We start from the raw sequence: 13,584 nt of genomic DNA, 5'->3' as shown, positions 1-13,584 counted from the left end.
CGTCAGCTTTTGACTGCCGCGACTTCCTTTGCGACCAGCGTACGCAACTCCGCCTCGCCGAACTGATCGAGCGGCTTGCCATTCACGAAGAAGGTTGGCGTCTGGCGCACGCCCACTGCTTCGACATCTGCGCGGTCCTGATTGAGGATGCCTATAATATCCGGCAGTCGCATTTGCGTCCGCGCGGCCTCTGCGTCCAGGCCTGCGCGCTCAGCGATATTGAGGATGAGGCCGGGCTCGGGCGCACCGTGGGACGCCCAGCGGGGCTGATCCCTCAGTATCGCTTCCAGAACTTCCTCAAAGACCCCCTGTATGCGTGCAGCTTCAAGGACCTGGATCGCTTCTTCCGAAGCTTCCCCGTGAAACGGTGTGTAGCGGATCACCACGCGCACTGCGTCGCCATGTTCGGCCATAATGTCCTTCACGACCGGGTAAAATGCGCGGCAGGCTTCGCACGCAGGATCGAAGAACTCCACGATCGTCACGGGCGCATCCTCGGGGCCGAGAACCGGCGAATAGGGCCGAATCAAAGCGTCCGCAATCTCCGGAGCGACTGAGGTTGCTTCCCCAACGGACTCTGATCGCGTTGCATACCAGGCGGCGCCAGAAAAGGCCGCAATTGCGAGAGCGGGAACGGAGAGAATTAAGGAGCGGCGGTTCATTCTGTAAATTCCTTCAAAGAGGCGGCTGACAGGGAGGCGATGAGAGCAAAGGCCAGGAGCGAGAGCAGCGGGATTGGCAGACCGAGGACAATCTGGCCTTCGTCAGTGCAGGACGGACCTGCCGCTGTACAGGGCTGGATTCGTTCGGGAAGGAGCCCCCAGAATAGACCGAGATGCCACAGTGCGATGGCTCCGCCGGCCAAAGAAAGCGCTATACCGTAGCGGCCGGCCAGCCCGTCTTGCCACCAGAGCCCGAAACCCAGCACGACCGCCAGCGGGAACATGAAGGCGCGTTGAAACCAGCAGAGGATACAAGGCGTTTGCCCCAATACCTCGCCAATGAACAGAACGGCAAGTGAGGAAACTAGTGCGACGATCCACGCGGCTGCGAGCGCCGCATCGGATGTGAGCCTGAGTGTCATAAGGAAATCCTCTCTCTCAGATCGGATAGGATTTCCTCACCCTGCGTGCCATAAGGCCACGCCGTGACATAGCCACCTTCAGGATCGAAGAGGAACAGCTGTGAGGAATGCCCCATCGTGTAGCCTTCGGGGGCCGCGGCCTCCTCAATTTTTTCGTAAAAGATGTGAAAGCTCTTCGCTGTCCGGTCGATCTGGTCCGGGGTCCCAGTGAGACCGATGATGCCGGCCTCAAAGCGCGGTACGAAATCTGCAAGCGTCATTGGTGTATCGCGCTCGGGATCGATCGAGATGAAGAGCGGCTGAATCCGCCCGGCGTCCGGACCTAGACCTTCCATCACAGCGGCGACCTCAGCGAGAGTCGTCGGGCAGACATCGGGGCAGTTCGCGAAGCCAAAAAAGACTAGCATCCACCGCCCGGCGAAGTCTTCCTGCGTCCGCGTTATTCCTTGATGGTCCGTGAGTTCGAAGGCCGCACGGAAAGCCGACTGCGTCTTACGGGCCTGATCCGCACGATAATCCGCCCAAAGCAAAAGCCAAATTAGCGCAACAGCCGCCAGCGCCCAGAGAATTTTCCGAAGGAGTTTAAGCTTCAAAGCAAGCAGCCCGTTTCTGATTCCACGTATTTTTTGCGCGTCTACACCCTGCAGCTACTAGAGGTTCAACCGTTTTTTTCAGGAGAGGGACTTTGTCGCGTGTCTGTGAATTGAGTTGTGGCCAGTGCCAGACCCAATTAAACCTACCAGAACTGTAGCTTCCTGGGGGTGCGTATGCTCACGATTGGCAGTTTGGGAAAGAAGACTGGCACCAAAGTCCAGACCATCCGCTACTATGAACAGATTGGCCTGATGCCCGAACCAGGCAGGACCGAAGGCGGTCAGCGGCGCTATGGTGAAGCCGAGCTTGATCGCCTGTCCTTCATCCGTCACGCGCGCCAGCTCGGCTTTTCTCTGGATGCAATCCGGGAACTACTCGATCTGAGCGACCATCCGGACCGGTCCTGCGACGAAGCCGATGCTATAGCACGGCGGCAGTTGAAGCAGGTGTATCAGCGGATCGCCAGACTTGAGGCGCTGCGCACTGAGCTTGAACGCATGGTGCATGAATGCAGTGGCGGCAAGACATCTGATTGCCGGGTCCTTGAGGTGCTCCGTGATCATGCCGAATGTCTGACGGAGCACGACGAAATCGGCGCATGAGTGCAGCTCTCAACTATCCGGGGTGTTGTGCTTTTAAGCACTGACATGCCTTCTTTCGAAGGCAGCCGCTGCGAGCACGAAGTCTGGAGGCTCACAGCCTGCAAAAGGAGTGGACTACATAACAGCTCAAAGGCAAGTGATCCTGACAATCCTGGATAGCGATTGCAGGATTAGGGCTTGAAGCTACAGTTACTGTAGCGGTTACACCCCTTCTTGCAAGATTCGAGGAGAGATGCAGTGTATCCGGCAGATCCGCTTCTTAAGCCTACGAGGCTATTGGACTTTGACCATCCGTCAATTGCCAGGCTAATAACGAACCGCGGGTGGAAGGAACTGGCCCAGCACGAGCAAATCGGCGCTGTGTACGGCTTCGTCCGCAACGAGATTGCCTTTGGTTACAACCACGCGGATGACATCCCGGCCTCCAGGGTTCTCGCCGACGGCTACGGCCAGTGCAACACCAAGGGCACACTGCTCATGGCGCTTCTACGTGGAGTTGGTGTGCGGTGCCGGCTGCATGGCTTCACGATCCACAAGGCGCTGCAGCGGGGCGTGGTACCAGAGATCGTCTATCCAATTGCACCAGGCGAGATCTTGCATTCATGGGTGGAGGCCGAGACAGAGGAAGGCTGGGTCAATCTCGAGGGTTTCATCCTTGACGAGTCATTCTTAGGGGCGCTCCAGGCCGCCTTTTCCGGTGCCGAAACCCTATGCGGCTATGGTGCCGGAACCAATTGTTTGACAGCGCCACCAGTCGATTGGACAGGTGGAGACACTTATATTCAGAAAACTGGTATTGCCCGGGATTTTGGAACATTCGACGCCCCGGACGAATTCTACCGGGATCACCGGCAGGCGTTCGGAATTTTGCGTGACTGGCTCTATCGCAAGGTTATCCGCCACTGGATGAATACTCGTGTCCGCGCAATACGGTCCGGGCGCGTGCCGCACATCCCCGGACTGGATTTGGTGAACCACCGCCACGAGGAAAACCAAGATGCCGCATGATCATGGCCATGCTCATATCGATCCTGATTCTGGAGACCGCCGGATTTCCATCGCGATCTGGGCAAATGCGCTTCTGACCATCGCCCAAGTCGTCGGCGGCATATTCGCGGGCAGCCTCGCTCTGGTTGCGGACGCGTTGCACAACTTTTCAGATATGGCATCTCTCCTCATAGCGTTTGCCGCGCGCAAGATCGCCAGGCGACTCGCCGACGAGCGTATGACTTTTGGCTACGGCCGGATCGAGATTGTCGCTGCGCTGGTCAACTACACAACGCTCATACTGGTTGGTGTCTATCTCATCTACGAGGGGGGCATGCGGATGATCGACCCGCCCGAGGTTGCGGGCTGGACTGTCGTAATCCTCGGCGGCATTGCGCTAGTGGTGGACACGTTAACCGCATTGCTCACTTACTCGATGCAGAAAGGCAGTGTTAACATTCGAGCACTCTTCCTGCACAATCTTTCTGATGCGCTGGCTTCAGTCGCCGTGATCATCGGTGGCTCGCTGATCATTCTCTATGACATGAAGTGGGTTGATCCTGCGATCACAATTGGTATCGCGCTTTACATTCTCTACCTCGCGGTGACTGAGATCGGCCGTCCAATCCGGACGCTGATGTTGGGCAGCCCGCCGGACATAGACGGCAAGGGGGTCGTGGAAGTGATCCGGAGCGTGGACGGTGTTGCCGATGTTCATCACGTGCATCTTTGGCAAATGCAGGAACACGAGGTCGCGCTCGATTGCCATGTGGTAGTCGAAGAGGGATGCCTTGCCAACGCTGAGCAGATCAAGTCGGATATTAAAGCGTCTCTCGCAAATCACTATGGCATCCGCTATTCCGTTTTGGAGTTTGAGGCATCCGGCAACATGCACACCGGCGCGGAGTTGTTTGGACATGGTTCATGACAGTCGCTGCCAGGCGCACTGCTTCAAGCGGAAGCCTTGGAAAACGTATCAGGCCGACGAATATTGAACGCCTCTTGCCGGTAGACAATAGATCTCCTCGTCTCCCGGAAATAAACCCGGTCATGGATGCTTCCAGCCTTTAGAGCCGTTTGCGTTTAATCGGTTTCATACCCTGCGGCGGCGAAGAAGTTGTAACACTCCTCTTCTGTGAAAAGGCCGCGGACATGGCCGACGGCCTTCCACAGGTCATCATAAGTGCGTGCGGCGGCCCTGCGGATCAGAGCCTTGAGCTTTGAGAACGCCATTTCGATTGGGTTCAGATCGGGGCTGTATGGTGGCAGGAACAGAAACCACGCCCCAACAGCTTTCATAACCTTTGCGGCGTTCGGGCTTTTGTGCGCCGCGAGGTTGTCGAGAATGATCACGTCGCCGCGCTGCAATGTGGGCGCGAGTTGGGTCTCGACATAGAGGTCGAAGAAATCGCGGTTCATCGCGCCGCCGATCACCCAGGGGGCATCCAGCCTGTCATGCCGCAGGGCGGCGACGAAGGTCTGGGTGTTCCAATGGCCAAAGGGTGCATGGTCGATCAGGCGCGCGCCTTTGGGAGCCCAGCCGGTGGTCTTGGCCATGTTGGTCTTTAACGAGGTTTCGTCGATAAATCCCAAACGTGTCAGCATGTTGCGCATGAAGGGCTGGCGGCGCGTGATCCAGATGTGGCGTGCCCGCAGGACGTCCGGGCGTTTTTGCTCAACAGCTTGCAGATCTTTTTTTGTGTGTCAGGCCAAGGCTGCGAAGGACGCGCCAAACCGACACGCGGTGCGCGGAGATCCCATGCTGGTCTTCAAGCTCGGCCACCAGATCATCAAGGGTCAGGTCACGCTTTTCGGCAATCCGTCGTTCGAGCCAGTCGCGAACGGTGCCAAGCTTGCCATGACCTCCGCCATTCCCCTGCGGCTTGGGATCAAGGGATCCGGTTTCCCGCTTCAGTTTGACCATGTCATTCACAAATTTGACCGATACCCGGAAATGCGCGGCGGTCGAACGGTGGCTGTGCCCTTCTTCGACGAAATCAACAACGCGCTGCCGGAGCTCAATAGGAAGTGGCTTACCCAATTCAGACCCCCATATCTGCCTCAAGCACAGGGAATCACGGCACCGGCCCTTGGGGAACCCCGAATCCGGAAAATCGCAACACGCTCTAGTTTGAAAGTGGTAAAACCGGCAGGCAACCGCGCGGGCAGCTGTATTATTGTGCCGAAAGCCCGCCAAAATTGTCCGCCCTCGTCATGGGCAGCACGATCTCATCAGAAATTTTGTGGGCTCTCTAGCCACCCCAGTCAAAAGAGCCGACAATAATTCAGCTTTTGCTCCGCTCCCTGGTAAAAGCACGGAAAACAGATAAAGTTTCTTCGCTGACGTGGTGCTCTATCCCTTCGGCATCATATTCGGCCACCTCTTGCGACACGCCAAGAGCCACGAGGAAATCCACCACGATCCTGTGCCGTTTGCGGCAGGCTTCGGCCAGCTGGCGGCCTTCTTCCGTCAGGCGGATCGAACGGTAGGGCTCTTGCAGGATCAGCCCTTCCCGTTTCAGGCGGTTCAGGTTCTTGGAGACCGTGGGCTGGGTCACGCCTAGACGCTCGGCGATTTCAACAGGCCGCGCTGCGCCGTTCATGTGAATCAACTCGGCAATCAGCTCGACATAATCTTCGACCATCTCGCTTTGATGAGCCGTGCGTACGGCCTCAAAACCGCTCGCCTGTTCATCTGGGCTTCGGTTGAGGGCGTTTTCATCTGTTTCGGTCATGTCGCTCATAGGATCGCATGTCATTTTGGCCTCCCTGTATGCCTGCAACAAAGCGGGTTGACAACGGCATAGAAGAAACTACACAATTTAGCCAAAGCTAACTTTTGTAGGTTCGACCATGAAAAACCTCATTTCAGCGGCATTAGTCGGCCTTTTGCCGGTGGCCGCCGGGGCCACAGCGATTGAGCAAGCCCCATGGGCGCCGCGCTCTGCCGCTTACCGCCTGACACTGTTCATGGGGAACTTGACCCCGGTCCCCTGGGAAAAAATCGAAAACAGCTGGACCGCACCGGCACCGGGCAGCGCATTGTCTGAAGATGCCATGTCGCGGGTGAGCCCGGATGAGGCCCGCGCAATCAGCGCGGCTCTTGCATCGCATGACCGCCAGGCACTGTTCGAGGCAGCCACGGCAGCCGTGGCCCAGGGTATCCTGCGTCACTTGGCAGCGGCAGAGACTGCGTTTGGACAGCCCAACGCAGCACATGAGGTTGCCAATGCCGAAGCGCTGTTCCGGGCGTTCGAGGACGGCATCAAGGCGGCGGATGCGAATGCCGCGCGCGATCTGGGGCGGGCATGGCTCGCCCTGAACTCCTCGCTTGGCACTGCTGGCGTGCTTGGCCATGGAGCGCAAGAGACCGATGCAGAGAGCTTTGCCGCAGCACGTGCAACGCTCGAAACCTATCTGACAGAGAATTATTTGCCTGCCGCCTATGCGGAACGCGAAACGCTGACCCCGGTCCCCGAAAGCGCCGTGCGCTCGGGAACGCCGGTGTCGCTGCCTGCAACCTTGCCTCCGGGGTCGAATATCGCCGATCAGCGGGAACTGCCCCGGCTGGTGCTGCAATTTGAAGAAGCTGGCGAGGATGAGGCGAACCTGCCGCTGGTTGCCTATGGCGACATGCTGTTCGACAGCCCGGAAATTTTTGGCGGCCCGGCTCGCGAACTGGGTATTGCCTGTTCCACCTGCCACAACCGTTCGGATGTGAACCGGGACTTCTTCATCCCCGGACTGTCAAAGTACGCGGGTGGCATGGATGTGGACGGCTCCTTCTTCAACCCGATGTTCAATGACCGGGTAGACGACCATCTGGACACGCCTTCGATGCGGGGCATCCGCTTTACTGCGCCTTACGGGCGCGACGGGCGCGAGCCCAGCCTGCGGCGGTTCATCCGCAATGTGATCGTGACCGAGTTCGCAGGCGATGAGCCGACACCCTTCCAGCTGGACGCGCTGGAGGCCTATGTCAAGCAGTTCGACTTTCTTCCGAACCCGAAAATCGACAGGGCGGGCAGGCTGACGGATTTGGCCTCGGATGCAGCCAAGCGCGGGGAGAAGCTGTTCAATACCGATTTTGCCGGACTGGGAGACCGCTCCTGCGCCTCGTGCCACACGCCCGAGCGTAACTTCCGCGATGGTCTCACATACGACATCGGCACTGCCGAGCCCCCCTTCCTGGGCGGCACGCCAATCCACTTTGAAACCCCCACCCTGCGCAATATCAACTTCACCGCGCCCTATATGCACGACGGGTCGCTGCAAACGCTGGCCAGCGTTGTGGACTGGTTCGACGAAAGCAAAGATCTGGGGCTGGATGAGGCGCAGCGTGCCGATCTGACCGCCTATCTTGAGGCTGTCGGAGATGGTGAGGAACCCTATCAGGCGTTTGAAGGCCGCGACAGCGTGTTCCGCTTGTCCTGGGAAGAACTGACCACTTTCGCAAGCACCCTGGATACGCTGCTGCCGATGCGCGATGCCGAAAACATCGCCCTGTTGGTGGATACGGTCGCCCCTGATCTGGCGGCAGATGCGAGTGTCATGGTTAATCAAAACTCCAAGCCGGAGATCTATGAGTTCGCGGCCATCCTGCGGGCTGTCGGCGATGCAAGCGCCAAAGGCGATTGGGAGGAGGCAGGCCGCCAGTGGGACCTGTCCAAAGCGATGCAAGCCGATATTGACGAGAGGATGTTCTGATGCTGTCGCGCCGCAATTTTCTGGCCGTATCGGCCGCAATCCTCGCCGCGCCAGCCTTGGCAGCGGGTGAGGAGCTGAAACTGGCCTTCATTCCGCAAGAAAACCCCGAAAAGCTGCTGGGCGACATAAAGGCGGTCACCGGCTGGCTGTCCGAACGCATGGGAATGCCGGTGACAGGGTTTGTGACCTTCGACCATGCCGCCGCCGTCGAGGCGCTGCGCAACGGCGATGCAGACATATCTTTCATGGGCGCTCTGCCTTATGTTCTGGCCGAGGATCAGATTGGTGCCGTGCCACTGCTTTCCGAGGTCTACCGCGGGCAGCCGAGCTATGCGGGCCGCGTGTTTGTCCGCAAGGACAGCGGCATCGAGACGCTGGCCGACCTCAAAGGGCGTGACATTGCCTTTGCCGATCCGGTATCGGAGTCCGGCTATCTATACCCGCTTGATCTGTTCGTGCGCGAGGGGCTCATCGCCGATGCCGCCGATGCGGACAATTTCTTTGGCCGGAAGTTCTTTGCCGGGGGCTATCAGCAGGCGATGCAGGCCATGGCGAATGGGCTTGTGGATGCCGCCGGCGCCAGCCAGTATGCCGATCTTCTGCTGACGCCGGATCAGCAGGCAGAAGTCAAAGTCCTGGCCGAAAGCGAACAGATCCCAAGCCATGCGGTTGTTGCACGGCCCGGCCTGGACAAGGGCGTGCAGGCCAAGTTCATCGAAACCATGTTGCAGCTCAATGAGCCAGGCAACCGCCACCTGCTGGCGTATCTCTATGGGCCGGACGGCTACATCGCGGTGGACCGGGACGTTTACGAAGGCGTGCGCGAGACGGCACGGCGCTACGGGTACCTGAAATGACAGCAGCTTTCACCCTGAATGCAGTGTCGCACCACTTCGGCGGCGCCGCAGCGCTGTGCGAAGTGTCGCTCAGCGCTGCACCGGGTGAACGGGTGGCCCTGCTTGGCCCGTCGGGCGCCGGGAAATCCACCCTGCTCGCACTGCTCGACGGCCGCCTGCGCGGCTGGCGCGGCGAGGCCGAGGTTCTGGGGGTGCCGCTTTCGGCAACGCAGGCACCGCCGCGTGAGCTGCGCACCGGTGCCGGATTCATCTTTCAGGAATTTGCACTGGTTGACCGGCTGACTGTCTATCAGAATGTGATGAACGGGCGGCTTTCCCGGATGCGCATCTGGCCCTCCCTTTGGGGGCGGTTTGGCGAGCAGGACCACCTCAAAACAGCTGCCGCGCTCGAAGATACCGGCCTCTCCGATCTGGCCCGGCGCAGGGCGGACCAGCTTTCAGGCGGTCAGCGGCAGCGGGTGGCAATTGCCCGTTGCCTGGCGCAGGATCCCAGGCTGATCCTTGCCGACGAACCGGTGAGCAACCTTGACCCCGCCCATGCGGAACGGATCCTCGGCCTGATCACAGGCGCAGCTGACAAACGCGGCATCGGAGTCATCTTCAGTTCGCACCAGCCAGAACTGGCGCGCCGCTTTGCCGACCGGATTGTGGGGCTGCGGGCCGGCGCGGTGCAATTCGACAAACCCTCCGCTCAGGTGACCAGCGACGACATCGCCGAACTTTACCACGGCACGGTTCCCGGCGCCGGGCTGCGCGTAGTCAGCTGATGAGCCGGGCGCTGACTTGGATCGTGCTGGCGGCGGCCATCCTTTGGTCCGCCACAAGCGCAGAAATGGGGCTGGACAAGCTTCCCGGTGCAGGGCCGCGCCTGGGCGAATTCCTCGGGCGGATGATGCCGCCGGACCTGTCGGTTTGGCGCGAAGTCATGCGGGGTCTGGCAGAAACCCTGCGGATTGCCATCCTCGGTACTTTCTTTGCGATCATCCTGTCGGCCGGACTGGCAGTTCTCGCAGCCGAGACCCTGGTGCCGTCAACCGTCTGGCGCCCGGTGCGCGGCCTTCTGGCGATGATCCGCTCCATTCCGCTGATCCTGGTGGCGATGCTCATGGTTGGTGCGGTGGGGCTTGGGCCCTTGCCCGGAATCCTCGCCATCACCTTCCATGCAACGGGGATGCTGGCGAAATTTTATGCCGAGGCGATCGACAATGTGGCCGCTGCCCCGGTGGTAGCACTGGAAAGTGCTGGCGCCAGCCGCACGCAGCAGCTGCGATGGGCGATTTGGCCTCAGATGGCGCCGGTCATCCTGCGGGACACCGTGTTCCGTTTCGAACTGAACCTGCGCGAAAGCCTAATCCTCGGCATTGTCGGTGCGGGCGGCATCGGGCTTTATGTCCAGACCTACGTGCGCTCGTTCCAATATGACAAGGCCGCGACGGTAACCATGGCCATTGTTGTGCTTGTGCTTGCGTCGGAGGCGGTCAACTCCGCCCTGCACAAGCGGTTTTCCTGAGCGGATCCTTCCTGTTTATCACGGCGGTTATAGACAGCGGAAACACTGAGCGGAGGGCGATCGGCGAATGGCCGCAATTCACGCCGCATTGCAGATCATCATATTGTGGCTGCGCAGAAGAATCCGTCCATTTTGCTCGCGCAGCACAAATTGGGCATGTCGGTTGAGGGCTCATGCCGCTAGTTCGCCGCGCCTTGCGTGAATGGCTGGTCTCCGAGACAGCGGCCGTTCGTCTGGTCGGGCTTGGACTAGCAGTGAGCGGGACAAAGTGACGTTTCGCTGCAAGCTGTCACAATGGCGGTAAACTGCCTGTTGTGTCTGCGGCGATCCACCGGGAAGGTGGAGAACAGCCATTCCAGCGCATACGAACGGACCATAGCTTGGAAAAAATGCAGACCTTCGCAGAGTGCATTAAACTCTTCATTCACCAGGCAGAACGTGACAATGTTCCGGCAGCCAGTGAACCAAGAGCTTCTGTCCAGCTCTGATGTCTACCGTCTTAAGTTCGTCATGTCCCTTTTGCACCTTCAGTTCCTGCCCCTGATCTGTTTCCAAGAAAACAGTTGCAGAGGCCCCTGCAAATTCGCCTCCAACTACCGTGGCTTCTATGCTGTTTCCTGCCCATGGCGTTCCAATGGCGGCCAAGGACATGTTTTCGGAGCTCACCGCGAAAGCCACAGGAGATCCGTCAGTCTTTTGCACCTCTGAAGGAGCTTTCAGAGTGAATGAAGAGTGCTCAGTTTCAATTTGCCACACCTCGTTTCCGCTGGACTTTAGGCTGCCGTCAAACACGTTGGATGAGCCTAGGAAATCAGCAACGAAGCGGTTGCGCGGTTCACGGTAGATTTCCTCGGGCGTGCCGATCTGTTCGATCTTGCCGCGGCTCATGATCACCACCCGGTCGGCCATGGAGAAGGCCTCGGACATCGAATGGGTCACATAGACGAAAGTGATGCCTAGATCTTTCTGCAGGCCCGACAGAACTGATTGCATGCGGACTTTTAAATGGGCGTCCAGAGCAGACAGCGGTTCGTCCAGCAGCAGGATCTTGGGTTCGGTCACCAGCGACCGGGCGAGAGCGACACGCTGGCGCTGGCCGCCAGACAGCTGCGAGATATTGCGGTCTGCAAATTCCAGAATGCCCAACCGGTCCAGCCATTTGCGGGCCCGCTCACGCCGTTGGCCCTTGGGCACTTTGCGCATCTTCAGACTGAATTCGACATTCTCCTGCACCGTCAGGAAAGGGAACAGTGCAAGGCTCTGCCAGACCATCGGCGTGTCCCGTTCCCAGGTCGGCTTGCCGTTGATTTTCTCCCCGTCCAGCAAAATATTGCCTTCGGTCGGATCTTCCAGACCTGCCAGCATCCGCAGGGTCGTGGTCTTGCCGCAGCCGGAAGAACCCATGATCGCCAGGAACTCGCCGCGGGCGATCTGGAAGTCGGCCTTTTCAACAGCGGTGAAGCTGCCGAACTTTTTAACAACGTTGTCAAAATGTACAATTGGGGTGTCCAGCATGGCTCTGTCCTGTTCGTTATGAGGGCTTGGATTCCGGATTACGCATCAAAAGCTGGGCAATCACGATGAAGGAGATCGAGCTGACAAAGGCGAGCGAGCCGATGGCATTGATCCGGGGGCTGACCTGGCCCTGGAGGAAGCCCAGAACCTTGACCGGCAGGGTCTCGTTCAGGCCCGATACGAACCAGGCCACCGCGAATTCGTCAAAGGACACGGCCATGGTGATGAACAAGGCGGCATAGATTGCGGGTTTGGTGAAGGGGATGATCACATGGCGCATGGTTACCCATTCATTGCCCCCCAAGTTCCAGGCTGCGGCTTCCAGATCAGGGTCCATCTGCGACAGGCGCAGGCGGATGATCGCCATGGCAAATGGGCTGCACATCACGCCGTGGGCAATGATCACCGAAATCACATTCCCGGAGAGGCTGACGCGGGAGAGGAAGGCAAGCATCGCCAGCCCCATGATCACCACTGGGATGGTGGGCGGCAGCAGGGCAAGGGCCAGATAGACGGGCTTGCCGAAAAACTTGTAGCGAAAATCGGTGTAGGCGCCGCCAAAGCCCAGCAGCGTGGCAATCGCTGCAACGCAGGCGCCAACAAGAAGAGTGTTGAAGAAGCCGGCCCAGACCAGTGGGTCTTCCCAGATAAGCCGGTACCATTCAGTTGAGAACGAGCCTAGCGGCAGCGAAGGGAAGCGGTCCGAGTTCAGCGAGAAGACAAAGCTGCCGGCAATCGGGGCGAAGATGAAGATCAGGCATAGCGTGATATGCAGCTTCAGCAGGCCGTTGATAAGGGGATTACGGTTACCGGTCATTTTCCTGCCTCCCTGTAGGCAAATTTGATGGCGGCAAAGGCAACTGTCAAAAGTGTGGCGATCATCGTCAGCGCCACCACCGCAGCGCGCGGCCATTGCTGCCCGGATTTTGTGATATCGGTGATCATGATCGAAAGGGTCGGCGGGTTGCCTCCACCCAGGTAAAGGGGGCTCACAAAATCGCCGAAGCTGAGGATGAAAGCGAAGAGGCCTGCGATCACCAGGCCGGCTTTGGCAGAAGGGATGATCACTTCCAATACTGTCCGCAGGCGGCCGCAACGCATGTTGTGCGCGGCTTCAACCAGATCACGGTTCACGAAATTGAGGCTGAAGACCTGCAACAGAATGACTAGCGGAAGACATAGAGTCGCATAGCCGGTGAGGGTGCCGAAGCTGTTGTTGAGCATAGAATAGGGGCCGAGGCCAAGGTAGCCCAGGAAAGCATTCAGGATGCCTGCGTCGGACAGAAAAACCTGCAGCGAATAGACGCGGACCAAATAACTGGTGAAGAAAGGGATGATCAGGACGAAGATCATCCAGCGTTTCGCATTTTCACCCAGTTTGAACGAGATCGCATAAGACGCCGGGAAAGCCGCCAGGCTAATTAGCGCCGCACTGAAAGAAGCGAGCAGCAGGGTCCTGAAGTAGGCATCCCAGAACACGCTGCGGGAATAGATTTTCACCCAGTTCACGGTGTCAAAATTGGGCTGCATCTGAAAGTTCCGCACTGTCCAGAAGCTAAGTGCCACCAGAAAGGCCAGCGGAAACAAAAAGAAGGCCAGCTGCCAGATCAGAAGCGGCAGCGAAAAGGTCAGTGAAAACAGAGATGGCCGTGTATTCATCGGTTTTCCAGCACCGGGCGGCAGCTGGCCTTCAGTTGGGCACCGGAGACAGGGGAGGAGACATCTCCG

At 58.8% G+C, this 13,584-nt stretch carries 16 protein-coding genes; 7 read left to right on the top strand and 9 right to left on the bottom strand.

Annotated elements, in window-relative coordinates; translation table 11 throughout:
• Positions 1-2: 2 nt before the first annotated feature.
• Genes AQUI_RS0100300 through AQUI_RS0100290 form a run of 3 tightly spaced genes read right to left on the bottom strand, consistent with a single transcriptional unit; the run spans position 3 to position 1,677 of the window.
• A complete protein-coding gene (locus AQUI_RS0100300; protein ID WP_027255765.1) occupies positions 3-662 on the bottom strand; it encodes a DsbA family protein in 660 nt (219 codons plus the stop codon).
• Positions 659-1,084 (bottom strand): disulfide bond formation protein B, encoded by a 426-nt coding sequence (locus AQUI_RS0100295; protein ID WP_027255764.1) that lies wholly within the window; start codon positions 1,082-1,084, stop codon positions 659-661. Before AQUI_RS0100295 ends, AQUI_RS0100300 begins: the two co-directional genes overlap by 4 nt.
• Positions 1,081-1,677 carry an SCO family protein gene (locus tag AQUI_RS0100290; protein WP_051371706.1) on the bottom strand — a complete coding sequence of 199 codons (597 nt, stop codon included), beginning with the start codon at positions 1,675-1,677 and terminating at the stop codon, positions 1,081-1,083. The genes AQUI_RS0100295 and AQUI_RS0100290 overlap by 4 nt, the downstream gene beginning before the upstream one ends.
• 174 nt (positions 1,678-1,851) lie before the next feature.
• Here AQUI_RS0100290 and AQUI_RS0100285 point away from each other — a divergent pair, with 174 nt between their 5' ends.
• The 3 genes from AQUI_RS0100285 to AQUI_RS0100275 all read left to right on the top strand — a co-directional run bounded on the left by AQUI_RS0100285 (position 1,852) and on the right by AQUI_RS0100275 (position 4,195).
• Positions 1,852-2,280 (top strand): MerR family transcriptional regulator, encoded by a 429-nt coding sequence (locus AQUI_RS0100285; RefSeq protein ID WP_027245671.1) that lies wholly within the window; start codon positions 1,852-1,854, stop codon positions 2,278-2,280.
• A gap of 237 nt (positions 2,281-2,517) precedes the next feature.
• On the top strand, positions 2,518-3,288 hold the full coding sequence (locus AQUI_RS0100280) for a transglutaminase-like domain-containing protein (RefSeq protein WP_027255762.1): 771 nt from the start codon (positions 2,518-2,520) through the stop codon (positions 3,286-3,288).
• Complete coding sequence (locus AQUI_RS0100275; RefSeq protein ID WP_027255761.1) at positions 3,278-4,195, top strand: cation diffusion facilitator family transporter; 918 nt, start codon at positions 3,278-3,280, stop codon at positions 4,193-4,195. The genes AQUI_RS0100280 and AQUI_RS0100275 overlap by 11 nt, the downstream gene beginning before the upstream one ends.
• 155 nt (positions 4,196-4,350) lie before the next feature.
• On the opposite strand, the gene AQUI_RS31410 is transcribed toward AQUI_RS0100275, so the two are convergent.
• The 3 genes from AQUI_RS31410 to mntR form a co-directional block, all read right to left on the bottom strand.
• Positions 4,351-4,872, bottom strand: coding sequence for an IS630 family transposase (locus AQUI_RS31410; RefSeq protein ID WP_211235969.1), 522 nt, complete (start codon positions 4,870-4,872; stop codon positions 4,351-4,353).
• A 70-nt stretch (positions 4,873-4,942) separates the two neighbouring features.
• Positions 4,943-5,308: a helix-turn-helix domain-containing protein gene (locus tag AQUI_RS31405; protein WP_027255759.1), complete on the bottom strand. Its 366-nt coding sequence runs from the start codon at positions 5,306-5,308 to the stop codon at positions 4,943-4,945.
• A gap of 244 nt (positions 5,309-5,552) precedes the next feature.
• Positions 5,553-6,011, bottom strand: a complete 459-nt coding sequence (gene mntR, locus AQUI_RS0100260) for a manganese-binding transcriptional regulator MntR (RefSeq protein WP_027255758.1) — start codon at positions 6,009-6,011, stop codon at positions 5,553-5,555.
• 109 nt (positions 6,012-6,120) lie between these two features.
• Here mntR and AQUI_RS0100255 point away from each other — a divergent pair, with 109 nt between their 5' ends.
• From AQUI_RS0100255 to phnE, 4 genes are read left to right on the top strand one after another with little or no spacing between them, the layout of a single operon-like run.
• Entirely contained in the window at positions 6,121-7,974 is a 1,854-nt protein-coding gene (locus AQUI_RS0100255) for a cytochrome c peroxidase (RefSeq protein ID WP_027255757.1), read from the top strand.
• Positions 7,974-8,831 carry a phosphate/phosphite/phosphonate ABC transporter substrate-binding protein gene (locus tag AQUI_RS0100250; protein ID WP_027255756.1) on the top strand — a complete coding sequence of 286 codons (858 nt, stop codon included), beginning with the start codon at positions 7,974-7,976 and terminating at the stop codon, positions 8,829-8,831. Before AQUI_RS0100255 ends, AQUI_RS0100250 begins: the two co-directional genes overlap by 1 nt.
• Entirely contained in the window at positions 8,828-9,598 is a 771-nt protein-coding gene (locus AQUI_RS0100245; RefSeq protein ID WP_027255755.1) for a phosphonate ABC transporter ATP-binding protein, read from the top strand. The genes AQUI_RS0100250 and AQUI_RS0100245 overlap by 4 nt, the downstream gene beginning before the upstream one ends.
• On the top strand, positions 9,598-10,341 hold the full coding sequence (gene phnE, locus AQUI_RS0100240) for a phosphonate ABC transporter, permease protein PhnE (RefSeq protein ID WP_035919390.1): 744 nt from the start codon (positions 9,598-9,600) through the stop codon (positions 10,339-10,341). Before AQUI_RS0100245 ends, phnE begins: the two co-directional genes overlap by 1 nt.
• A 420-nt stretch (positions 10,342-10,761) precedes the next feature.
• On the opposite strand, the gene AQUI_RS0100235 is transcribed toward phnE, so the two are convergent.
• The 3 genes from AQUI_RS0100235 to AQUI_RS0100225 are packed head-to-tail and all read right to left on the bottom strand — an operon-like array spanning position 10,762 to position 13,515.
• Positions 10,762-11,856, bottom strand: coding sequence for an ABC transporter ATP-binding protein (locus tag AQUI_RS0100235; RefSeq protein ID WP_027255753.1), 1,095 nt, complete (start codon positions 11,854-11,856; stop codon positions 10,762-10,764).
• Positions 11,857-11,872: 16 nt separating this feature from the next.
• Complete coding sequence (locus AQUI_RS0100230; RefSeq protein WP_027255752.1) at positions 11,873-12,673, bottom strand: ABC transporter permease; 801 nt, start codon at positions 12,671-12,673, stop codon at positions 11,873-11,875.
• Complete coding sequence (locus AQUI_RS0100225; protein WP_027255751.1) at positions 12,670-13,515, bottom strand: ABC transporter permease; 846 nt, start codon at positions 13,513-13,515, stop codon at positions 12,670-12,672. Before AQUI_RS0100225 ends, AQUI_RS0100230 begins: the two co-directional genes overlap by 4 nt.
• Positions 13,516-13,584 lie beyond the last annotated feature (69 nt).

The sequence above is a fragment of the Leisingera aquimarina DSM 24565 genome (assembly GCF_000473165.1).
Taxonomy (GTDB): domain Bacteria; phylum Pseudomonadota; class Alphaproteobacteria; order Rhodobacterales; family Rhodobacteraceae; genus Leisingera; species Leisingera aquimarina.
This window is presented reverse-complemented; position numbering and strand designations above follow the sequence as displayed.